Annotated in this window: 14 protein-coding genes; 6 read left to right on the forward strand and 8 right to left on the reverse strand. The window is 48.7% G+C overall.

Annotated features, from left to right (window positions below; translation table 11 throughout):
• Positions 1 to 38 precede the first annotated feature (38 nt).
• Together BV494_RS20920 and BV494_RS20925 are read left to right on the forward strand one after the other, a co-directional pair.
• Complete coding sequence (locus BV494_RS20920) at positions 39 to 536, forward strand: NanQ anomerase/TabA/YiaL family protein (RefSeq protein ID WP_104924562.1); 498 nt, start codon at positions 39 to 41, stop codon at positions 534 to 536.
• A gap of 15 nt (positions 537 to 551) precedes the next feature.
• The gene (locus tag BV494_RS20925; protein ID WP_192938044.1) at positions 552 to 1,868 is read left to right on the forward strand and encodes an MFS transporter; all 1,317 of its coding nucleotides are present in this window, start codon (positions 552 to 554) and stop codon (positions 1,866 to 1,868) included.
• Between the two features lie 79 nt (positions 1,869 to 1,947).
• Here BV494_RS20925 and BV494_RS20930 read toward each other — a convergent pair whose 3' ends face one another.
• Together BV494_RS20930 and BV494_RS20935 are read right to left on the reverse strand one after the other, a co-directional pair.
• Positions 1,948 to 3,126, reverse strand: coding sequence for a cytochrome c (locus tag BV494_RS20930; protein WP_104924564.1), 1,179 nt, complete (start codon positions 3,124 to 3,126; stop codon positions 1,948 to 1,950).
• Entirely contained in the window at positions 3,123 to 5,033 is a 1,911-nt protein-coding gene (locus BV494_RS20935; protein WP_104924565.1) for an NAD(P)-binding protein, read from the reverse strand. The genes BV494_RS20930 and BV494_RS20935 overlap by 4 nt, the downstream gene beginning before the upstream one ends.
• Before the next feature lie 364 nt (positions 5,034 to 5,397).
• Here BV494_RS20935 and BV494_RS20940 point away from each other — a divergent pair, with 364 nt between their 5' ends.
• From BV494_RS20940 to BV494_RS20950, 3 genes are read left to right on the forward strand one after another with little or no spacing between them, the layout of a single operon-like run.
• Positions 5,398 to 5,889: an Hcp family type VI secretion system effector gene (locus BV494_RS20940; RefSeq protein ID WP_104924566.1), complete on the forward strand. Its 492-nt coding sequence runs from the start codon at positions 5,398 to 5,400 to the stop codon at positions 5,887 to 5,889.
• A 9-nt stretch (positions 5,890 to 5,898) separates the two neighbouring features.
• Positions 5,899 to 6,255 (forward strand): tlde1 domain-containing protein, encoded by a 357-nt coding sequence (locus tag BV494_RS20945; RefSeq protein ID WP_101079281.1) that lies wholly within the window; start codon positions 5,899 to 5,901, stop codon positions 6,253 to 6,255.
• Positions 6,252 to 6,752 (forward strand): hypothetical protein, encoded by a 501-nt coding sequence (locus BV494_RS20950; protein ID WP_104924567.1) that lies wholly within the window; start codon positions 6,252 to 6,254, stop codon positions 6,750 to 6,752. The genes BV494_RS20945 and BV494_RS20950 overlap by 4 nt, the downstream gene beginning before the upstream one ends.
• Before the next feature lie 549 nt (positions 6,753 to 7,301).
• On the opposite strand, the gene BV494_RS20955 is transcribed toward BV494_RS20950, so the two are convergent.
• The 3 genes from BV494_RS20955 to BV494_RS20965 all read right to left on the reverse strand — a co-directional run bounded on the left by BV494_RS20955 (position 7,302) and on the right by BV494_RS20965 (position 11,028).
• Positions 7,302 to 9,494: a DEAD/DEAH box helicase gene (locus BV494_RS20955; RefSeq protein ID WP_104924568.1), complete on the reverse strand. Its 2,193-nt coding sequence runs from the start codon at positions 9,492 to 9,494 to the stop codon at positions 7,302 to 7,304.
• A 1-nt stretch (position 9,495) separates the two neighbouring features.
• The gene (locus tag BV494_RS20960) at positions 9,496 to 10,431 is read right to left on the reverse strand and encodes a HamA C-terminal domain-containing protein (protein ID WP_104924569.1); all 936 of its coding nucleotides are present in this window, start codon (positions 10,429 to 10,431) and stop codon (positions 9,496 to 9,498) included.
• A gap of 348 nt (positions 10,432 to 10,779) precedes the next feature.
• Positions 10,780 to 11,028, reverse strand: coding sequence for a helix-turn-helix domain-containing protein (locus tag BV494_RS20965; protein ID WP_104924570.1), 249 nt, complete (start codon positions 11,026 to 11,028; stop codon positions 10,780 to 10,782).
• Between the two features lie 120 nt (positions 11,029 to 11,148).
• Between BV494_RS20965 and BV494_RS20970 the strand changes: the two genes are divergently transcribed.
• Positions 11,149 to 11,412 carry a helix-turn-helix domain-containing protein gene (locus BV494_RS20970; RefSeq protein ID WP_104924571.1) on the forward strand — a complete coding sequence of 88 codons (264 nt, stop codon included), beginning with the start codon at positions 11,149 to 11,151 and terminating at the stop codon, positions 11,410 to 11,412.
• Positions 11,413 to 11,490: 78 nt separating this feature from the next.
• Here the strand turns inward: BV494_RS20970 and BV494_RS20975 are convergent, their stop codons facing one another.
• Genes BV494_RS20975 through BV494_RS20985 form a run of 3 tightly spaced genes read right to left on the reverse strand, consistent with a single transcriptional unit; the run spans position 11,491 to position 17,191 of the window.
• Positions 11,491 to 12,903: an efflux transporter outer membrane subunit gene (locus BV494_RS20975; RefSeq protein ID WP_104924572.1), complete on the reverse strand. Its 1,413-nt coding sequence runs from the start codon at positions 12,901 to 12,903 to the stop codon at positions 11,491 to 11,493.
• Positions 12,896 to 16,045 carry an efflux RND transporter permease subunit gene (locus tag BV494_RS20980; RefSeq protein ID WP_104924573.1) on the reverse strand — a complete coding sequence of 1,050 codons (3,150 nt, stop codon included), beginning with the start codon at positions 16,043 to 16,045 and terminating at the stop codon, positions 12,896 to 12,898. The genes BV494_RS20975 and BV494_RS20980 overlap by 8 nt, the downstream gene beginning before the upstream one ends.
• A gap of 12 nt (positions 16,046 to 16,057) precedes the next feature.
• Entirely contained in the window at positions 16,058 to 17,191 is a 1,134-nt protein-coding gene (locus BV494_RS20985) for an efflux RND transporter periplasmic adaptor subunit (protein WP_104924574.1), read from the reverse strand.
• Positions 17,192 to 17,302 lie beyond the last annotated feature (111 nt).

Here is a 17,302-nt window from a genome sequence, read left to right on the forward strand (position 1 = left end):
CCCTCAATATAAAGATAAATATAAAAGGATCCCTCAACATGATCGTATGTTGCCTGCGAGATTGGGAACGTGAAAAATTAGCGTTCCATCCGATTATTAATAAAGGTATTGAGTATATTACTCAAACCGACTTTTCAACGTTAACACCAGGGAAATTCGACATTATTCCGGGCAAGATGTTTTGCCTTCTTCAGGAAATGAATACGGTTCCTGCTAATGAAATGCGAGCTGAGTCACATTTTAAGTTCGTGGATATTCAATTTCTACTACAAGGGGAGGAAACCCTCGGTGTGGCGCGCGGTACGTCGGGACATGAGGTGGTAGAAGACCGGGCAGATGAGCATGATATTGTATTTTATCAGGACACGAAGAATGAATCGTTTATTCATCTGGAACCTGGCATGTTTGCCGTTTTCTTTCCGCAAGATTTACATCGCCCTTGTTGTCATTCTCAAAGAGAGTCATTTATTCGTAAGGCTGTGATTAAAATTCACCTGAGCCTGTTCGATGATGGCTTATTTATGAATAACCGATAGTGGATAATTAAAATTATGAAAGATGCGACATCTTCCCTCAATGTACCGCTGGTAAAAAATGCGACACCTGTTGTTTCTCGTTTACGCTGGGGCATTATTTTTATTTTGTTAATGGCGGCAGTGATTAATTATCTCGACCGCGCCAATTTAAGTATTGCCAACACCACCATTGCTAAAGAATTTGGTTTCAGCCAGACGGAAATGGGCATGCTGCTGTCGGCATTTCTGTGGCCTTATGCGCTGGCCAATCTGCCTGCGGGCTGGCTGGTTGACCGTTTTGGTCCTAAAAAAATGTTTTCGTGGGGCGTGGGCCTTTGGTCAACCTTCACAGTCATGGCCGGTTTTATTAACGGCTATTCATCGTTTTATGCACTGCGCGTGCTGCTGGGCATCTCTGAATCACCATTCTTTACGTCCGGCATCAAGATTACGCATCGCTGGTTCTCTGACAAAGAGCGTGCATTGCCGACATCCATCATCAATACCGGTTCGCAGATTGCCAATGCCATTGCTCCGCCGATCCTGACCATACTGCTGCTGACGCTTGGCTGGCGCGGGATGTTTATCGCCATCGGTCTGGCGGGGATCCCGCTGCTGCTGGTTTGGCTGAAGTTCTACCGTAATCCAACCGAACGCGAAGAGAATGAGATCCACGCTGATTCTCCGCGAGTTCAGCAACCGGTGGCCAACGCTAACGGCAACAACAAAGCGAGCTGGGGGGCGCTGTTCAGGCATAAAACCACCTGGTTCATGGTGATCGGCAACTTCTCTATTATGTTCACCATCTGGGTTTACCTGACCTGGCTGCCGGGTTATCTGGAGAAATCGCTGGGCTTCAGCCTGAAACAGACTGGCTGGCTGGCGGCTATCCCCTTCCTGGCAGGGATTTTGGGGGTATTGTGCGGCGGTACGCTTTCTGACCGTCTTATCCGTCGCGGCGTGAAAACCATTACGGCGCGTAAAGTTCCTATTGTGGCCGGTGCTGCGCTGGCGGCCTGTTTTGTTGCGCCGATCCCGTTTGTGCATAACACCACATTAAGTATCGCGCTGTTGTCGATTGGCTACTTCTTCTCGCAGTTACCACAAGGTGTCATCTGGACGCTGGCCTCGGACATTGCGCCGAAAGAGCAGGTGGCTTCTATGGGCGCAATTCAGAACTTTGGGGGCTTTCTGGGCGCGGCCTGTGCGCCGATTGTGACCGGGATTATTCTGGATGCCACCGGGCAGTTCACCAATGTGTTCTTCCTCGGTGCCGGTCTGCTGATGCTGGGCGCGCTAAGCTACGGACTGTTTGTGAAAAAACCGATTTTGGTGACGATGTCGACATCCTGATATTTGCGGGCAGTTTGATACTTCAATCATAAGTAAAAGGCTGAATGAGGGCCGGGTTTTACCCCGGCCCCACACGGACCTATTTCCCGGCTTTACGTGCCTTAGCCACATCGCCCGGCGTGACTTCTGTTGCATGATTTCCCCAGCTGGCGCGCAGGGTATTGGTTAAGTCTGCGGCCTGCTGATCGCTCAGCGCCCAGCCGTATCCCGGCATCGTATTGGCCATGTGTTCGGCGGTGACCGGCGTCTGCCCGCCGTTGAGGATCACCCGCAGCAGGGTTTGCGGATCCTCAGCATTGACCGTCAGATTGCCCGCCAGCGCAGGGATGGCAAACACCTTACCTTCGCCATTCACTCCGTGGCAGGTTGAACAATAGCGCATAAAGGTTTGCTGTCCGGCAGGCGTCGAAACGGCAGGTTTAGCCGGTTTTTGCGGCGTTTCCGCTTTCAGGCTCAGCAGATAAACCGCCATGCTGTTGAGATCGGCGTCGGTCATAAATTGCGTACTGTTGGTGATCACATCACCCATCGGACCGCTGACGGCATCGTGGGCGTTGCGGCCGGTTTTCAGCAACGTCACCAGTCCTTCCTGGCTGATGTTCAGTTCACGCAACGAAGGCGCAGACCAGCCATCGACTTCGCCGCCGCTCAGATACACCGGGCTTTGCTGATCAACCGCTTTTTCCTGCTGCGCCCAGCCGCGCGGCGTGTGGCAGGCACCGCAATGTCCGGCTCCCTGCACCAGATACGCCCCCCGGTTCCATTGCGCACTCTGTTCTGACTGCGGAATATATTCGCCATCTTCGAGGTAAACGCTGTTCCAGACGTGCATCGGCCAGCGAATAGATAACGGCCAGCTGATGTTATTGTCGCGGTTGGCGACCGGCTGTGGTTTCACCTCTTTCATCAGATAGTCATACAGCGCGCGCATGTCCTTTTCGCTCATTTTCACGTAGGAGGTGTAGGGCATCGCCGGATAAAGTGCATGACCGTCTTTGGCGATGCCTTTGCGTAACGCTTTATCGAAGTCTTCGAAACGGTAATTGCCAATCCCGTGCTGAATATCCGGGGTGATATTGGTGGAGTAAACATCCCCGATCGGCGTGGCGAAATGCACGCCACCCGTCAAATTCTTGCCATCAGGCGCGGTATGGCAGGCCGCGCAATCGGCTGATTTGGCGACGTATTCCCCTTCGGACATGGCCATCGCGGAACCTGCTGTCGCCATCAGTGCGGCGAAAATCATCAGATTTTTCATGCGTTATCCTTCTTCATTGCCGTCAGTTCATTCACCGCGCGCCATGCCTGATCCACCGCCGAGTTAGCGTACGGGCTCCAGTCAGAATCGGAGTTGGCGATGGTGATGCGGCCGACCGGCTGACGGGCAAGGTGAATGGTTTTCTGCGACTGTTCTTCATCGTCGAACATCCCGCTGAGGAAGTAAGAATAGCCGTGCGACCAGCGGTTGACGGTGATCGCCATAATATCGCGCTGATGGTCAAAACCGGCCTCGCCGAACATGCCCTGAAGCTGCTCGCGGATCATCTTTTCGTGAACGTCGAACGAGGTGCCGAGCAACAGGGCGCGGCCTTTACGCGACTGTTCGCGCGGGCTGAGGCCGCTGCCCGGCAGCGTCGGGACGTAAACCATATGCAGGCCAATCGGCTGATTCGGGTCACGCGGATGCTGATAACCGCCCATATCCACCGGATAATCCAGCTTCACGCGGCTGTACGGCGCGGCGGGGGAGTAAATCTCATGGACGCCCAGTTTGATGAACGGCTGCCAGTTGCGGATCACCACTTTTGAATACACCAGCGGCGCTTTGACATTCTCTTTCAGCGCCGCTTTTTGCGCTTCGGCAATTTCAGGCACCAGATACGGGATCATCATGTTGTAACCGGCCATCACCGCCTGTCCGGCGCGGACGCGGTGCAGCGTGCTGCCGGTCATGTACGTCACGTCAACCGCCGGTTTTCCTTCATGCTCCACGTTGGCGACGTGCATTCCCGTGCTGTTGAGGCGCAGACGCACCGGTTGCCCGGCCTTATCCAGCTGGCTGTAATCAAATTTCGCCAGCACGATATCTTCCATCGTATTGCCGGGTGCCACCTGCGGGATCAGATGCCGCACCATCAGACGCGCTAAACCGGCGTTGCCGTCGGGGAAGTGGAAAATATACGGCTGGTCGAGATCTTCCAGCGATTCGGCATCCAGCGGCGGCAATCCCATATTTTCCAGCCCCGGCAGGGCGCAAATGCGCGCATCGCTGCAGGATGTCGCATCAATCCCGACGGCCTGAAAATCATTGGTACGTTGCTGAAAATAGCGGATCGCCATCTCGCTCAGCCCGACTTTTTCGCGGAGGAATTGTGTATAGCTGTGCCCGTCAACCCAGGCGACTTTCTCTTCCTGCGTCATGCCGTGCAGATAATCTTTTGCTTCGGTATGCAGGGCGATCAATGCCTTGCGGTCGGATTCCGGCAGCGGGAAATCACTGATGAACGCAGTGATATCGCGGCCATTCAGGCGCTCCGGCGGAATGTCATCGGCCACCGCGCGGCCCGGATCGCCGCTGACAATTTTATCCACGCCAAAGTTTTTGCGGTCAAAGTACACGCCACGGCTCAGATGCAGATCCGGATAAAACGTCTGGTCGAAATCTTTCGCCATCGTCTCGATATCGACGTTCAGCGTTTTCAGTAATCCCATCGCCACCGGGCTGAAATTGGTGCGCGGCGACTGGAAAGATTCACTGCCGCCGTAGCCGAGCAGCATTTTATCCTCGACGTGGAATTCATTACGTTTCGCGTGTCCGCCAAAATCATCGTGGTTATCCAGCAGCAAAATGCGTTGATCCTTGCCATGCTGTTCCTGCCAGAAACACGCGGCCGCCAGCCCGCTGATCCCGGCACCGACCACCACCAGATCAAACTCATCCTCAACCGGTAAACCGGACGGATCGACCTTTTTCCCTTCGCGCCCGAGAATATGCGCGGCTTCGTAAGATCCCTGATGATTACCGCGTAAACCGGTGAGCGAAGGCGGGTAATACAAAGACTGTGCAGCGGTTTGCGGCGAAGCCCGCAGCGCCTCGAACGGCGTCATACCAGCAGTGACCGTAATCGCCACACCGTTTAAAAAATCACGACGAGTGATACCCATATTGTTTCCTCAAAATTGCACCATCAACCCGCACGGAAGCCGTGCAGCAAAAGTTTATGCTTACAGAATGTCTCAGTTGTTTAACAAATTTAACATAAAGAGCGACTTATGGAGAGTGATGGCGGACGCAAATGGAGAATGAAGGTTTATCTCTACAGCAAAGACATATTTATGCGTCTTTGCTGTAGAGATTGAATTCTGGTTATAGGAGTCAAGGTCGCAGGCCGTTTTTTATGCCGTACACAGGTGGCACTCGTCAGTAACAAACTTCTGAAAATTCCATTTTTAAAGGTTCGCCAACGGTTTGTGTAAATATACAGGCATAACGTATAGCCTCAATTTTTTAAAAAGGGATTAATCAAAAATGGCAATTCCTGCCTATTTGTGGCTTAAAGACGATGGTGGTGCGGACATCAGAGGATCGGTTGATGTACAGGGTCGTGAAGGAAGTATCGAGATTATTGGTTTAGCTCATGCTCTTGAAATCCCAAATGACTCGAATACTGGGAAAATTACCGGAACCAGAATTCATCATCCTTTCGTATTTGATAAAGAAATAGATTCATCGAGTCCCTATCTTTATAAAGCTGTTACTTCAGGAAAAACGTTTAAATCCGCTGAGATAAAATGGTATCGGATTAACGATGCTGGGCAGGAAGTCGAGTATTTTAATACGAAGCTGGAGAATGTAAAACTGGTGTCATTATCGGCAATGATGTATGACGTAAAAAACCCTAATTTTGAAAAACAGGGACACATCGAATGTGTGGAACTGCGTTACGAAAAAATAACCTGGACTTACACTGGCGGTAACATCATCCATTCAGACTCATGGAATGAACGAGCAACCGCATAAGGATGATTTATGACCTGGACATATAAACAAAGCACCGGTGAATTATTTCATGATGGAGTATTCATCGAACGGGGATATTCAGGCGTCCTGACAAATAAAAATAACCCAGATCGTCAGCATGTCAAAGGGATGGGACCACTTCCCCAGGGTACATATCGGGTGGGTATTGCAACGAGTTCAAAGGGACCACTTACGATTGAACTGCATCAAACCTCTGGCGAATCCTATGGCAGGAGCTTATTTCGCGTACACGGTGAAAGAAGAAATGGCCCGGCCGGGTTTGCTTCAGCAGGTTGTATCATTATGAGCAACCCTACCCGGCGTCTGATAAGAGGAACCTCAGAAACATTAGAGGTCGTGAGATGAAAATTCTTCCCTTATTTTTTCTCGCTCCATTAATGGTATTTGCTTCAACTACACCGAAGGATATAAGAACAAGTGTTCAACAATATGGGAGCAACAGTTTCGCATCAAAAATAACTGCAAAAGACTGGTCCGAGACGATTAAAAAAATCTCTACGGGTGACAATGAATGGCTATTGTTAGTCCCGGATTTAGCGCCTGTAGTGAATCTACAACAATCCAATCAACTTTCTGGTGCTCTCTATTACGCCCTGGATGCTAACGCAAAAGAAACGCTCAAAGTGATGTCAATTCTCGACAAGCATCATTACAAGTACCAGCAAGGAACGGATATAGCCTGTGTCCCACCGTTTGATAAAATAACGAATGGCGACATGGAAACATATAATCGCATCCGCCTTTCTTTACTGGATGCAGGACCTCAGGCCGCGACGTGCCTCTGGATAATGGAAGGTTGGGTCGAAGAGATTAAAGCCAACGAGGCCCGGAAATCCTCATAGGCAGGTCTGAAATTATCCCGGACTCATCCGGGATAATTTCAGATGCGCTAGGTTGCGAGACGTCTTATAAGAGATTGTAATGCTATCTTCCTGTCATAGCTGATTATCTGATTAACGTTACACCAGTGCTGTCTGTTAATTTCTTATCTCATTCGTAATGAACATAATCGCCACACCGTTGAGATAATCACGACGAGTGATGCCCATATTGCTTTTTTTGACATTACACATCAACCTTCACGGAGGCGGAACGGCAAAGGCTTTACACATTAAAAAATTTCTCTATATCTTAATGAAATCAACATTAATAAGTAATTATAAAACATGATGATTAGCGAAGATAATGGGAGAAAAGCAGATAATTCATCGACGAAGGATGAATTATCCATGGTTTTTAGTTCCTAATTTTGGAAGGCTTAGAGGGGGGGGCGTAGTGGGGTTTTAAATGAAAAAAATTATTCGATCTAGCAAGTGGTATATATACCTATATGATAGTGATAGTGATAGTGTTGATGCCACGCGATGAATTTTACCGTGTGGCACTGGTTGTTAGTTTTTTAAATTTTTTAATAATATCTCTTTTTCATATTGTATTAGATCTTTGTTATCATATAGTTTGTTATTTATAATAAAATCTATAACTTTCTCATCTGAGAAAATATTTGGAATATGCTTTGATATTTTTTGAATCGCCGATTTTGGTATCCCATATTCAATGAGTATATTCAAGTGGTCTGGGATGAAATCATTTTCTATTAGTGATGAGTAAAATAGATAGTTACCAGGTTCAAGCCCAATAGATTTACAAACATATCCTTGTAGTTCATTTAAAACCATTAGCAATTTTGGTATTTTGTATTGAAACCAATGTCTTAGTATATGAAAGGCATCTCTAATTGCATCATCAATAGCCTGGTTTTTTTTATCCTCATTGAGGTCTTTTATTTTGTTAATTCTGTAGTCATAACTACTTTTAACCAACGCATTAATATTCCTAGAAAATCCATAGTCATAAGTCACCTTTGTTAATCGACTAGCGGACATAGTAATGGGTTTTTCGCTATCTTTTAATAAAAAACTCCAGCATAAATTGATGCAATATAATAATTGTGAATATTTTGGTGTCGTACTCCAACTAATAGAATGATAGTTATGTAAAATGACTTTAAAAAGGTGATCCAGTAGTTCTTTTTGCCCGCGAATGTTTATAGAGTTTCTAGAGAATAATTCAATCTGATCAGGGGGAAGTGATCTAATGAACTGATATTCCTCTGAGTTTTTATCTTTAATATCTTTATCATCAAGATTTATTAAAATCTCTTCGTGTAAAGGATTTTGCTCAAAAAAAGGAATGTCAATATATATTTCTTCTTTAATGGGCGGTGGGTTAAAATTAAAAATATTCCCAGAGTAGTGTTGCATTAATCGCCCTGCACGTCCTTTTATATTTGAGTAATCAAAATAGTCAATATCTACTTCACCTTTCATGTCATCAAAATAGATTATATTTTTCGCAGAGGTGTTGACACCTTCTATGATTGTGGTTGTGCAAAATAGAACATTAATTAAACCAGAGTTAAAATAATCTATTAAGGACGAGGTTATATGCCTTGGAAGGGAACCGTCATGGAAGGCAATACCTCTGTTTAAAGATTTAATTAATGACCACTCTGGAGAGATGAACTCTCGAATCCATTCTGTTAACGGAAGTGCATTTTCATCGTTCTTAATTACATTTTTACTTAAAAAATAATTAGTTATTTTTTTAGATAGTTTCCTTGCTTTATTAGGTGAGGAACAATAAACAATAGTTTGTTCATTTTTTCTTTTTAGTATTAAATCGAATAAGATATCTTCTTTGAATTTTGCCTTTTTTCCTAGTTTACCAAATAGATTGCCATAACTTTCATATATATTGAAGCTATTACATCTCACCAAGGTATAGTTACTTTTATAAAATGTAGCGTTATATTTTTCGGCAAATCCAGGGGAAATTCCATCAATGTTTGGTCCAAGGAAATAAAATTTAGGCTGAGATTTTTTAAATACTTTGATAAAAGAATTATTTAAAGATTGATGCCTTTCATCATCCCTCTTTGAGCTAAATTTGTAGAATTCGTCTATTATTAGAAAATCGATTTCTGGAAGGTTATGGTATTCATTAACCCTTTCAGATGTTAATAGAAAAATATTACCTTTCTTTTCTTTGATGAAATCTTGGCTGGTACGAACAATGATCTTATAATTATTAAGATATTTCGATAGTTTTTTTCTTGTTTCATCTAAAAGAGCTAGGCTAGGTTGTATTATGAGTATGTTTTTGTATTTCAGCGAGGCAACAACCTCCTCAATAAGTAAACTTTTACCGAAGCTTGTTGGGGCACTTGCAATGATATTTTTATTAGAATTAATAAGACCTAGTAGATGTTTTTGTTCATCATGAAAAACTTTATCTTTGAGATTATTTGACCTGCTGGATTCAATTCTTATTTTTTGAGAAGTTGATGATGGTTTGAGATTTTCCTTTTCCAAATAGGGATAAAACCCTGCAGATTCAACTAAATCAGCTAGAATAAAATCTAATTTTGAGGAATAATTTTCTTTGTTTTCTAGTAACTGTATGACTCTATCCCTTCCGATCTCTTCATTGGAATTTAGTAGGTGTGCGCATTTTCTATATTCTTCGAAAGTTTGTTCAAACAACTTGTCAACTTCTTGCGATTCATCAAGGTGATTATCCATATTACCCACCGATTTGTTGAATTAATGATAATTTCTGATGTAGTTTTTTTACTAGCTCAGTTTTATTACTCACGGGGAAAAGTAAAAGAATAATATTAAGGTGGCCTTTTAATGGGTGTTTGTACTTAGAATCAAAGTATTTTTTTAAAGATTTTATTTTTTCTTCATAATATTGGCAAAACTCCGAATTTTTTTCATCATCAAATTTTGTAAATGAATCGCAACTATAAGTGCACAGTAAAGGTATATTTATACTATTTAGCTTGTCTGAAAGTTTTCCACCAGCGGATAGGACATCTAGCCAGTAATCTAGTAATGGTGTTTCTTTCGAGTGTTTTATTTTTTTTGAAATTAACGTGAACTCTGCGTTTAAATAATCTATCTTGAAATGTTCCTCTACATCGTTTATTAACTCTGATATTCCCTTTTTGGGGTCTAAGTATAACTTTGATTCGCCTAACCATAATGTCTTACTTACTGGTTCTATATGAACGGCATCGAATCCGTGTACGGTATGTCCGATAGAGTCTTTAAAATAAATTTTTGACAAAAGTGGAAGCGTATTATGAAAGTCTCTAAGTATAAGATGGAGAATTAACTCTCCGAACTCACCTCTTTTAATATACTTATCAGCAATATCATCTTCTATCGAACCCGAGTTACAGTATATATCTTTGACTTTTTTGTATTCATCTATCTTGTAAACAGATTTTGCTGCATCAATTATTTTGCTCAATGTTTCGGTATTGTTTGTCGTTTTTCCTTCATGGTATCCATAGGCGAACTCATGTAGTGCAGAAAGTATTGTCATGACCAAAGGGTCTATCCGATAGAATGTAGAACCACTGTCATTAATATCAAAACCTACTAGATAACTACGTAAATTAATTTGTTTTATTCTTTCTTCTATTACTTTTTGGGAATTAAACGGTGTCATGTTTTATCCTGCTTGTTCAGTGCTAGAAAGCTGCTTCTCCCTACTGTTAGTATAACTACTGAGTAAATAGTGTGCGAACTGTTTATTAATACAGTGTTTTTACGTGTTTAATAGAATTTAACCAAAAAAACGTAGTGAGATTGATCACAGCTTTGCTAAACAGCTAAGTGGCTTAACGTTAGATTTCAAATATAAAATTCAAATCAAAAGAATAATAATATGAATTAATCCTCTTTCTACTCAAATGAGTTTTTGATCTGGTTGGACTCTGTTGCAAATGTCTTAATCTTCTTCTCACTGCTTCGCCTGTGGGGTTAGGGGATTTACCTCTGCAGAGATATGAATATCTTAATGGATGCTATTATTTGAATCGAAAATCGTTTCCAAAACACTTTTCGGCTCAACTCCTAAAAGCCGTGCAATCCTGACAAACTCAACCACGTCGAGCCGCCTTTCGCCGTTCTCAAACTTGGCGATAAATGACTGCGGTTTTCCCAAAGTCTTAGCCAGTTCGATCTGCGTGATCCCTTTCTCCAGCCGGGCTTTCTTCAATAAACCAATTACTTCCTGATAATCACGATCATAGATTGAAGCCATCGAAAATACTCGTCATAAAAAATCCCAAAAACGAATATCAACGCTTTACTGAAATATCCCAAAACAGGATAATGGTTTCGTTAAGTATGAAAACTAATCAATCAAAGGAAAGGATCCTCCATGAATAACCCACAAAATTACACCGACTGGCATCAGGCAGACATCATTGCGGCACTGCGGAAAAGAGGGACGACACTGGCGGCGGTTTCGCGTGGTGCGGGGCTGAGTTCATCGACGCTGTCGAATGCGCTTTCGCGGCCGTGGCCGAAAGGGGAGAAGGTGATTGCGCAGGCGCTGAATGTGCATCCGAGTATTATCTGGCCGAGCCGTTATTTTAATGCGCGGGGTGAGCTGGTGGAGAAAATTCTGCGCGGAAACCGCTAAACCTCGAAGCTTCGCCGCAAAGGCCGCAGCAAACCAAAACGCCGACTTCCGTCGGCGTTTCGCATCAAATCAAAACGTTTACTCCTTCCAGCCACCGCCCAGCGCTTTATACAAACTGATGTCCTGATTCAGCTGGGCTAATTGGGTCGTGATCAGCGTTTGCTGTGCGGAATACAGCGAACGTTGCGCGACCAGTACGCTCAGATAGTTGTCGATGCCGCCTTTGAAACGCATCTGCGAGAGATCGTAGTTGCGCTGGTTGGCGTCGGCGTCCTGTGTGCGGGCCAGCAGTTCGTCTTTGTAGGTCGCTTCTCCGGCTAAACCGTCGGACACTTCCTTGAACGCCGTCTGAATGGCTTTCTCATAGTTGGCGATGTCGATTTTCTTAGTGTCTTTGGCAATGTCGAGATTCGCCTGATTCACGCCGCCGTCAAAGATGGGGATATTAATTGATGGCATGAATGACCATGCGCCTGTGCCGCCGTCGAAGAGTTTACTCAGGCTGCCGCTTTCAGAACCGGCGGTGCCGGTCAGCGTAATGCTTGGGAAGAACGCCGCGCGGGCGGCGCCAATGTTGGCGTTGGCGGCTTTCAGCGTGTGTTCCGCCGCAATGATATCCGGGCGACGGGTCAGCAGATCAGACGGTAAACCGGCGGGCGTCTGCGGGAATTTCCAGTCCTGTTGCAGCGTGGCACCGGCCAGCAGGTTTTGCGGGATCGTCGTGCCGACTAACAATGTCAGCGCATTGACGTCCTGACGTACCTGACGCGTGTATTGCGCGATATCGGCCTGCGCCGCCCGCACGGTGGTTTCCGCCTGCACCAGATCCTGTGAGGTGCTGATGCCGGAATCGTAGCTGCGTTTGGTCAGATCGTAGGATTTGTTCTGGCTGTTGGCGGTGTTAATCGCCAGTTTGAGCAGATCGTTATCCGCCGCCAGGCTCAGATAGCCGGAAGCCACTTCAGAAACCAGCGTGATTTGCGTGGCGCGCTGCGTCGCTTCAGTGGCGAGATAGGTTTCCAGCCCCTGATCGCGCAGGCTGCGCACGCGGCCAAACAGATCCACTTCATAAGACGTCACGCCGAGATTGGCGCTGTATTGCTGATACGTCACCGGCCCCGAGGTTTGCGTGGAATACAACCCGCCCGGCAGATGCTGGCTGGTTTCCCCGGCGGTGGCATCGAGCGTTGGCAGCAGCGCGGCGCGGTCAATCTGGAAGGAGGCCCGCGCCGTATCGACGTTTAACGCCGCGACCCGTAAATCGCGGTTATTTTCGAGGGACATCGTGATCAGCTGCTTCATCGCCGGTTCATTGAAGAACGCCTTCCAGCCGATATCCTGCCCGGTGCGGGTGTCAGCGCCGTTTCCGGCGCTCCAGTTGCTGGCGACCGGCAGGGCAGGACGCTGATATTTCGGTTCCAGCGTACAGCCCGCCAGCAGGGTGAGTGAAAACGCGCCAATCACGGACAGCGCGAAATGCGGTTTATTCATGGTGTGTTGCCTCAGTCGCCGGAAGCGCCTTGTCTTGTTGCTTTGATTTACGCGTGAACAGGTTTACCACCGTCACGTAGAACATCGGGACGAAGAAAATCGCCAGGAAAGTCGCGGTGATCATCCCGCCGACCACGGCAGTACCAATGGAGTGCTGGCTGCCCGCCCCGGCACCGCTGGAAATCGTCAGCGGGAACACGCCGAGAATAAAGGCCATCGAGGTCATGATGATCGGGCGGATACGCAGTTTGGCGGCTTCCACGGCGGCCTCAACTATCGGCATCCCTTCTTTCTCGTGCAGCTCTTTGGCGAATTCGACAATCAGTATGGCGTTCTTCGCCGCCAGCCCGACGGTGGTTAACAGCCCGACCTGGAAGAAGACGTCGTTGGATAATCCGCGCAGCAGCACCGCACCGATCGTCCCTAAAATCCCCAGCGGCACGACCAGCAGAACCGAGAACGGAATCGACCAGCTTTCATACAAGGCGGCCAGACACAGGAACACCACGATGAGAGACAGGCTGTACAGCGCAGGCGTCTGCGAGCCGGACAGTTTTTCTTCATAACTCAGGCCGTGCCACGCCACTTTGTAACCCTGCGGCAGTTTGGCGGCGATTTCCATGACGGCGTCGTTGGCATCCCCCGAGCTGTAGCCCGGTGCCGGTGCGCCCATCAGTTCGACCGCGGAGACCCCGTTGAAACGCTCGTAACGCGGTGAGCCGTAAACCCATTTGCCGCTGCCGAAGGCGCTCCACGGCACCATCGCGCCGCTGCTATTGCGGAAGTACCAGTTGTTCAGATCTTCAGGCGTGACGCGGGATGCCGCCTTGCCCTGGATGTAAACGCGTTTTACGCGGTTGTTGTACATGAACTGGTTCACGTACGCCGAACCCCAGGCCGCCGAGAGCGTGTTGTTGATGTCGTCGAGGCTCAGGCCCAGCGCCTGCGCGCGTTCGTCGTCGATTTCCAGCTGGTATTGCGGTTCGTCTTCCATCCCGTTCGGACGAACGGCGGTCAGGCGTTTATCCTGCGACGCCATTTGCAGGAACTGGTTACGGACGTTCATCAGGGCTTCGTGCCCTCTGCCGTTGGTGTCCTGAAGGAAGAAGTCGAAACCGGTGGCGTTACCCAGCTCCATGACCGCTGGCGGAACGAAGGCAAACACGCGGGCGTCTTTGAGTGTGGCGAAATGTCCCATTGCACGGCCCGCCAGCGCCTGCACTTTCTGCGCCGCGTCCGGGCGCTGTGCCCAGTTTTTCAGCTGGACGAACGCAATGCCGACGTTTTGCCCGCGACCGGCGAAGCTGAAGCCGTTGGCGGTAAACACCGAGGAGACCACGTCGCCTTCTTTATCCAGCAGATATTCGCGGACGTTATCGAGCACTTCCTGAGTACGCTCTGATGACGCGTTGGCCGGTAAGGTGGCCTGAATCAGCATGACGGCCTGATCTTCATCGGGCAGGAAGGTGGTCGGTACGCGGGTGAACATAAAGCCGGTGGCGATCACAATCAGCAGATAAATCACCATAAACAGACGGCGGCGGGAGATGACCGTGCCGACGGCGCGGGTGTAGTGCATCGCGCCTTTGTCGAAATTACGGTTAAACCAGCCGGAGAAGCCTTTTTGGGATTTCTCTTCATCGTTGTGTTTGATGATGGTGGCACACAGCGCCGGGGTGAAAATCAGTGCCATCAGAACGGAAAGCGCCATTGCGGAAACAATGGTGATCGAGAACTGACGGTAGATGATGCCGGTTGAGCCGCCGAAGAACGCCATCGGCACTAACACCGCCGACAGCACCAGTGCGATCCCGAACAGGGCACCCTGAATCTGTTTCATCGATTTAATCGTGGCGTCTTTCGGCGATAACTTTTCTTCCGTCATCACACGTTCGACGTTTTCCACCACCACGATGGCGTCATCCACCAGCAGACCTATCGCCAGCACCATCCCGAACATCGTCAGGGTGTTTATGGAATACCCCGCTGCCGCCAGAATGCCGAAAGTCCCGAGCAGTACCACCGGCACCACCAGCGTGGTCACCAGTGTGGCGCGCAGGTTTTGCAGGAACAGCAGCATGACGCAGAACACCAGCACGATGGCTTCGATCAGCGTTTTCACCACTTCTTCAATGGAGGCGCTGACCACCGGCGCGGTCTGGTAAGGGTATTTCACTTCAACGCCGGCAGGCAGTGAGGACGCCAGCCCGGCAACGGTGGCTCTGACCGCTTTGTCGGTATCGAGCACGTTTGCGCCACTCGCCAGACGCAGGGCGATGGCGGTAGACGGTTTGCCGTTAAAGGTGGAAGAGATGGAATAACTTTCCGGCCCCAGATCCACATTCCCGACATCGCTCAGGCGCACCTGAGAACCGTCGGCGTTCACTTTCAGCAGCACATTTTTGAACTGACTGATGCTGTCGAAACGGGTTTTACCAATGATAGTCGCGCTGACTTTGCTGTCTTTTACCGTCGGTAATCCGCCGAGAGAACCGGAAGAAACCTGCACGTTTTGCGCTTCGATCGCCGTGCTGACATCGCTTGGGATTAGCTGATATTTATAGAGTTTCGCCGGATCCAGCCAGATGCGCATCGCGTATTCTGAACCGAGCAGCAGGAAGTCGCCGACGCCTTTCGTACGGACAATCGGGTCTTCAAGCTTGGTCACCAGCAGGTTACTCAGATCCGAGTTACTCATTTTGCCGTCGGTCGAAATCAGGCTGACCAGCAGCATGAAGTTGGACTGGTATTTGGCAATACGGATACCCTGATTGACCACTTCGGTCGGCAACTGCGATTCGGCCAGAGACACTTTGTTCTGCACCTGAACCTGCGCGATATCCGGGTTAGTGCCCTGATCGAAGGTGGCAATAATCGTGGCACTGCCGTCGCTGTTACTTTGCGATTCGATATAACGCAGGTTATCCAGTCCGTTGAGTTGCTGTTCGATAACCTGAACGACGGTGTTCTGCGCGGTTTCCGCCGAAGCACCCGGATAGGTGACACTGACGGAAATCGCCGGTGGGGCAATATTCGGGTACTGGTTGACCGGCAACTGCATGATCGACAGCGCACCGGCGATCATGATGACGATAGCGACAACCCAGGCGAATATGGGACGATTAATAAAGAAAGTAGACATTCAGCTCACCCGTTATTGCGCGGAAGGATCGGTAATCGCGAGATTAGCCTGTTCGGCAGGCGCACTGGCCGGGCGCTCGGTGGCGTTAACTTTTGCCCCTGCTCTGACGTTTTGTAATCCATCGGTGATCACTTTGTCGCCATCGCGCAGACCCTGATTCACCAGCCAGAAGCCATTCATCATCTGACCGGTGGTGATGGAACGCTGTTCGACGGTGTTATCGGCTTTCACCACGTAAACGTATGGCGCGCCTTTCACGTCATGCATGATCGCTTCCTGCGGCACCAGGATCCCGTTGTCATCCACGCCCTGTTGCAGCTCGGCGTGAACAAACATGCCCGGCAATAATTCGTCGTGCGGATTCGGGAATGAAGCACGCAGGGTCACGGAACCGGTGCTTTGCGACACGGTGACTTCTGAGAATTCCAGTTTGCCCGGCAGGGCGTATTTGCTGCCATCTTCCAGCGTCAGGTTGGCCTGCGCGGCGTTTTCACCGGCGGACTGCAATTTGCCGGAAGCCAGCGCACGTCGCAGTTTGAGCAAATCGAGTGAGGACTCATTCACGTCAACGTAGATAGGATTCAGCTGGTCGATGGTGGTCATCGACGTGGTCTGACCGCTGGTGACCAGCGCCCCTTCGGTGGACAACGAACGGCCAATGTGACCGGAAATCGGCGCGTACACTTTGGTGTATTGCAGATTCACGCGGGCGGTTTCGACATCGGCGGCGGCTTCGCGCTCGGCCGCAACGGCATCGTCATATTGCTGATGGCTGACGGCCTGCGCCTCGACCAGCGGTTTATAGCGGCGCGCGGTGGCGTCAGCGCTTTTCCAGGTGGCCATCGCACGGTCAAAGGTCGCCTGGTAGGTTGACGGATCAATCTGATAAAGCTGCTGACCGGCTTTCACTTCGCTCCCTTCCACAAACAGACGTTTCAGGATAACGCCGCTGACCTGCGGACGTACTTCGGCGCTGCGCACGGCAGTTGTGCGGCCGGGCAGACGGGTGGTTAACGTGACGGGCTGGCTGTGCAGAGTGACGACATTGACCGCAGGCACTTGTGCCGCCGGAGAGGCAGAACCGGCGGAACCATCACATGCGGAAAGCAGCACAACTGTACTGACAGAAAGGAACTTCAGGCGCATAGAATTCACTCTTTTTGGGGAATTGAGAATAATCGTTCTCAACAAGTCCTCCACTATACGAGAGCGCCCGACTTCCCTGTGTAAAGTTATTGTTATGACGAATGTTCTGAT

Origin of the sequence: Rahnella sikkimica (genome assembly GCF_002951615.1) — a bacterium.
Lineage (GTDB): Bacteria > Pseudomonadota > Gammaproteobacteria > Enterobacterales > Enterobacteriaceae > Rahnella > Rahnella sikkimica.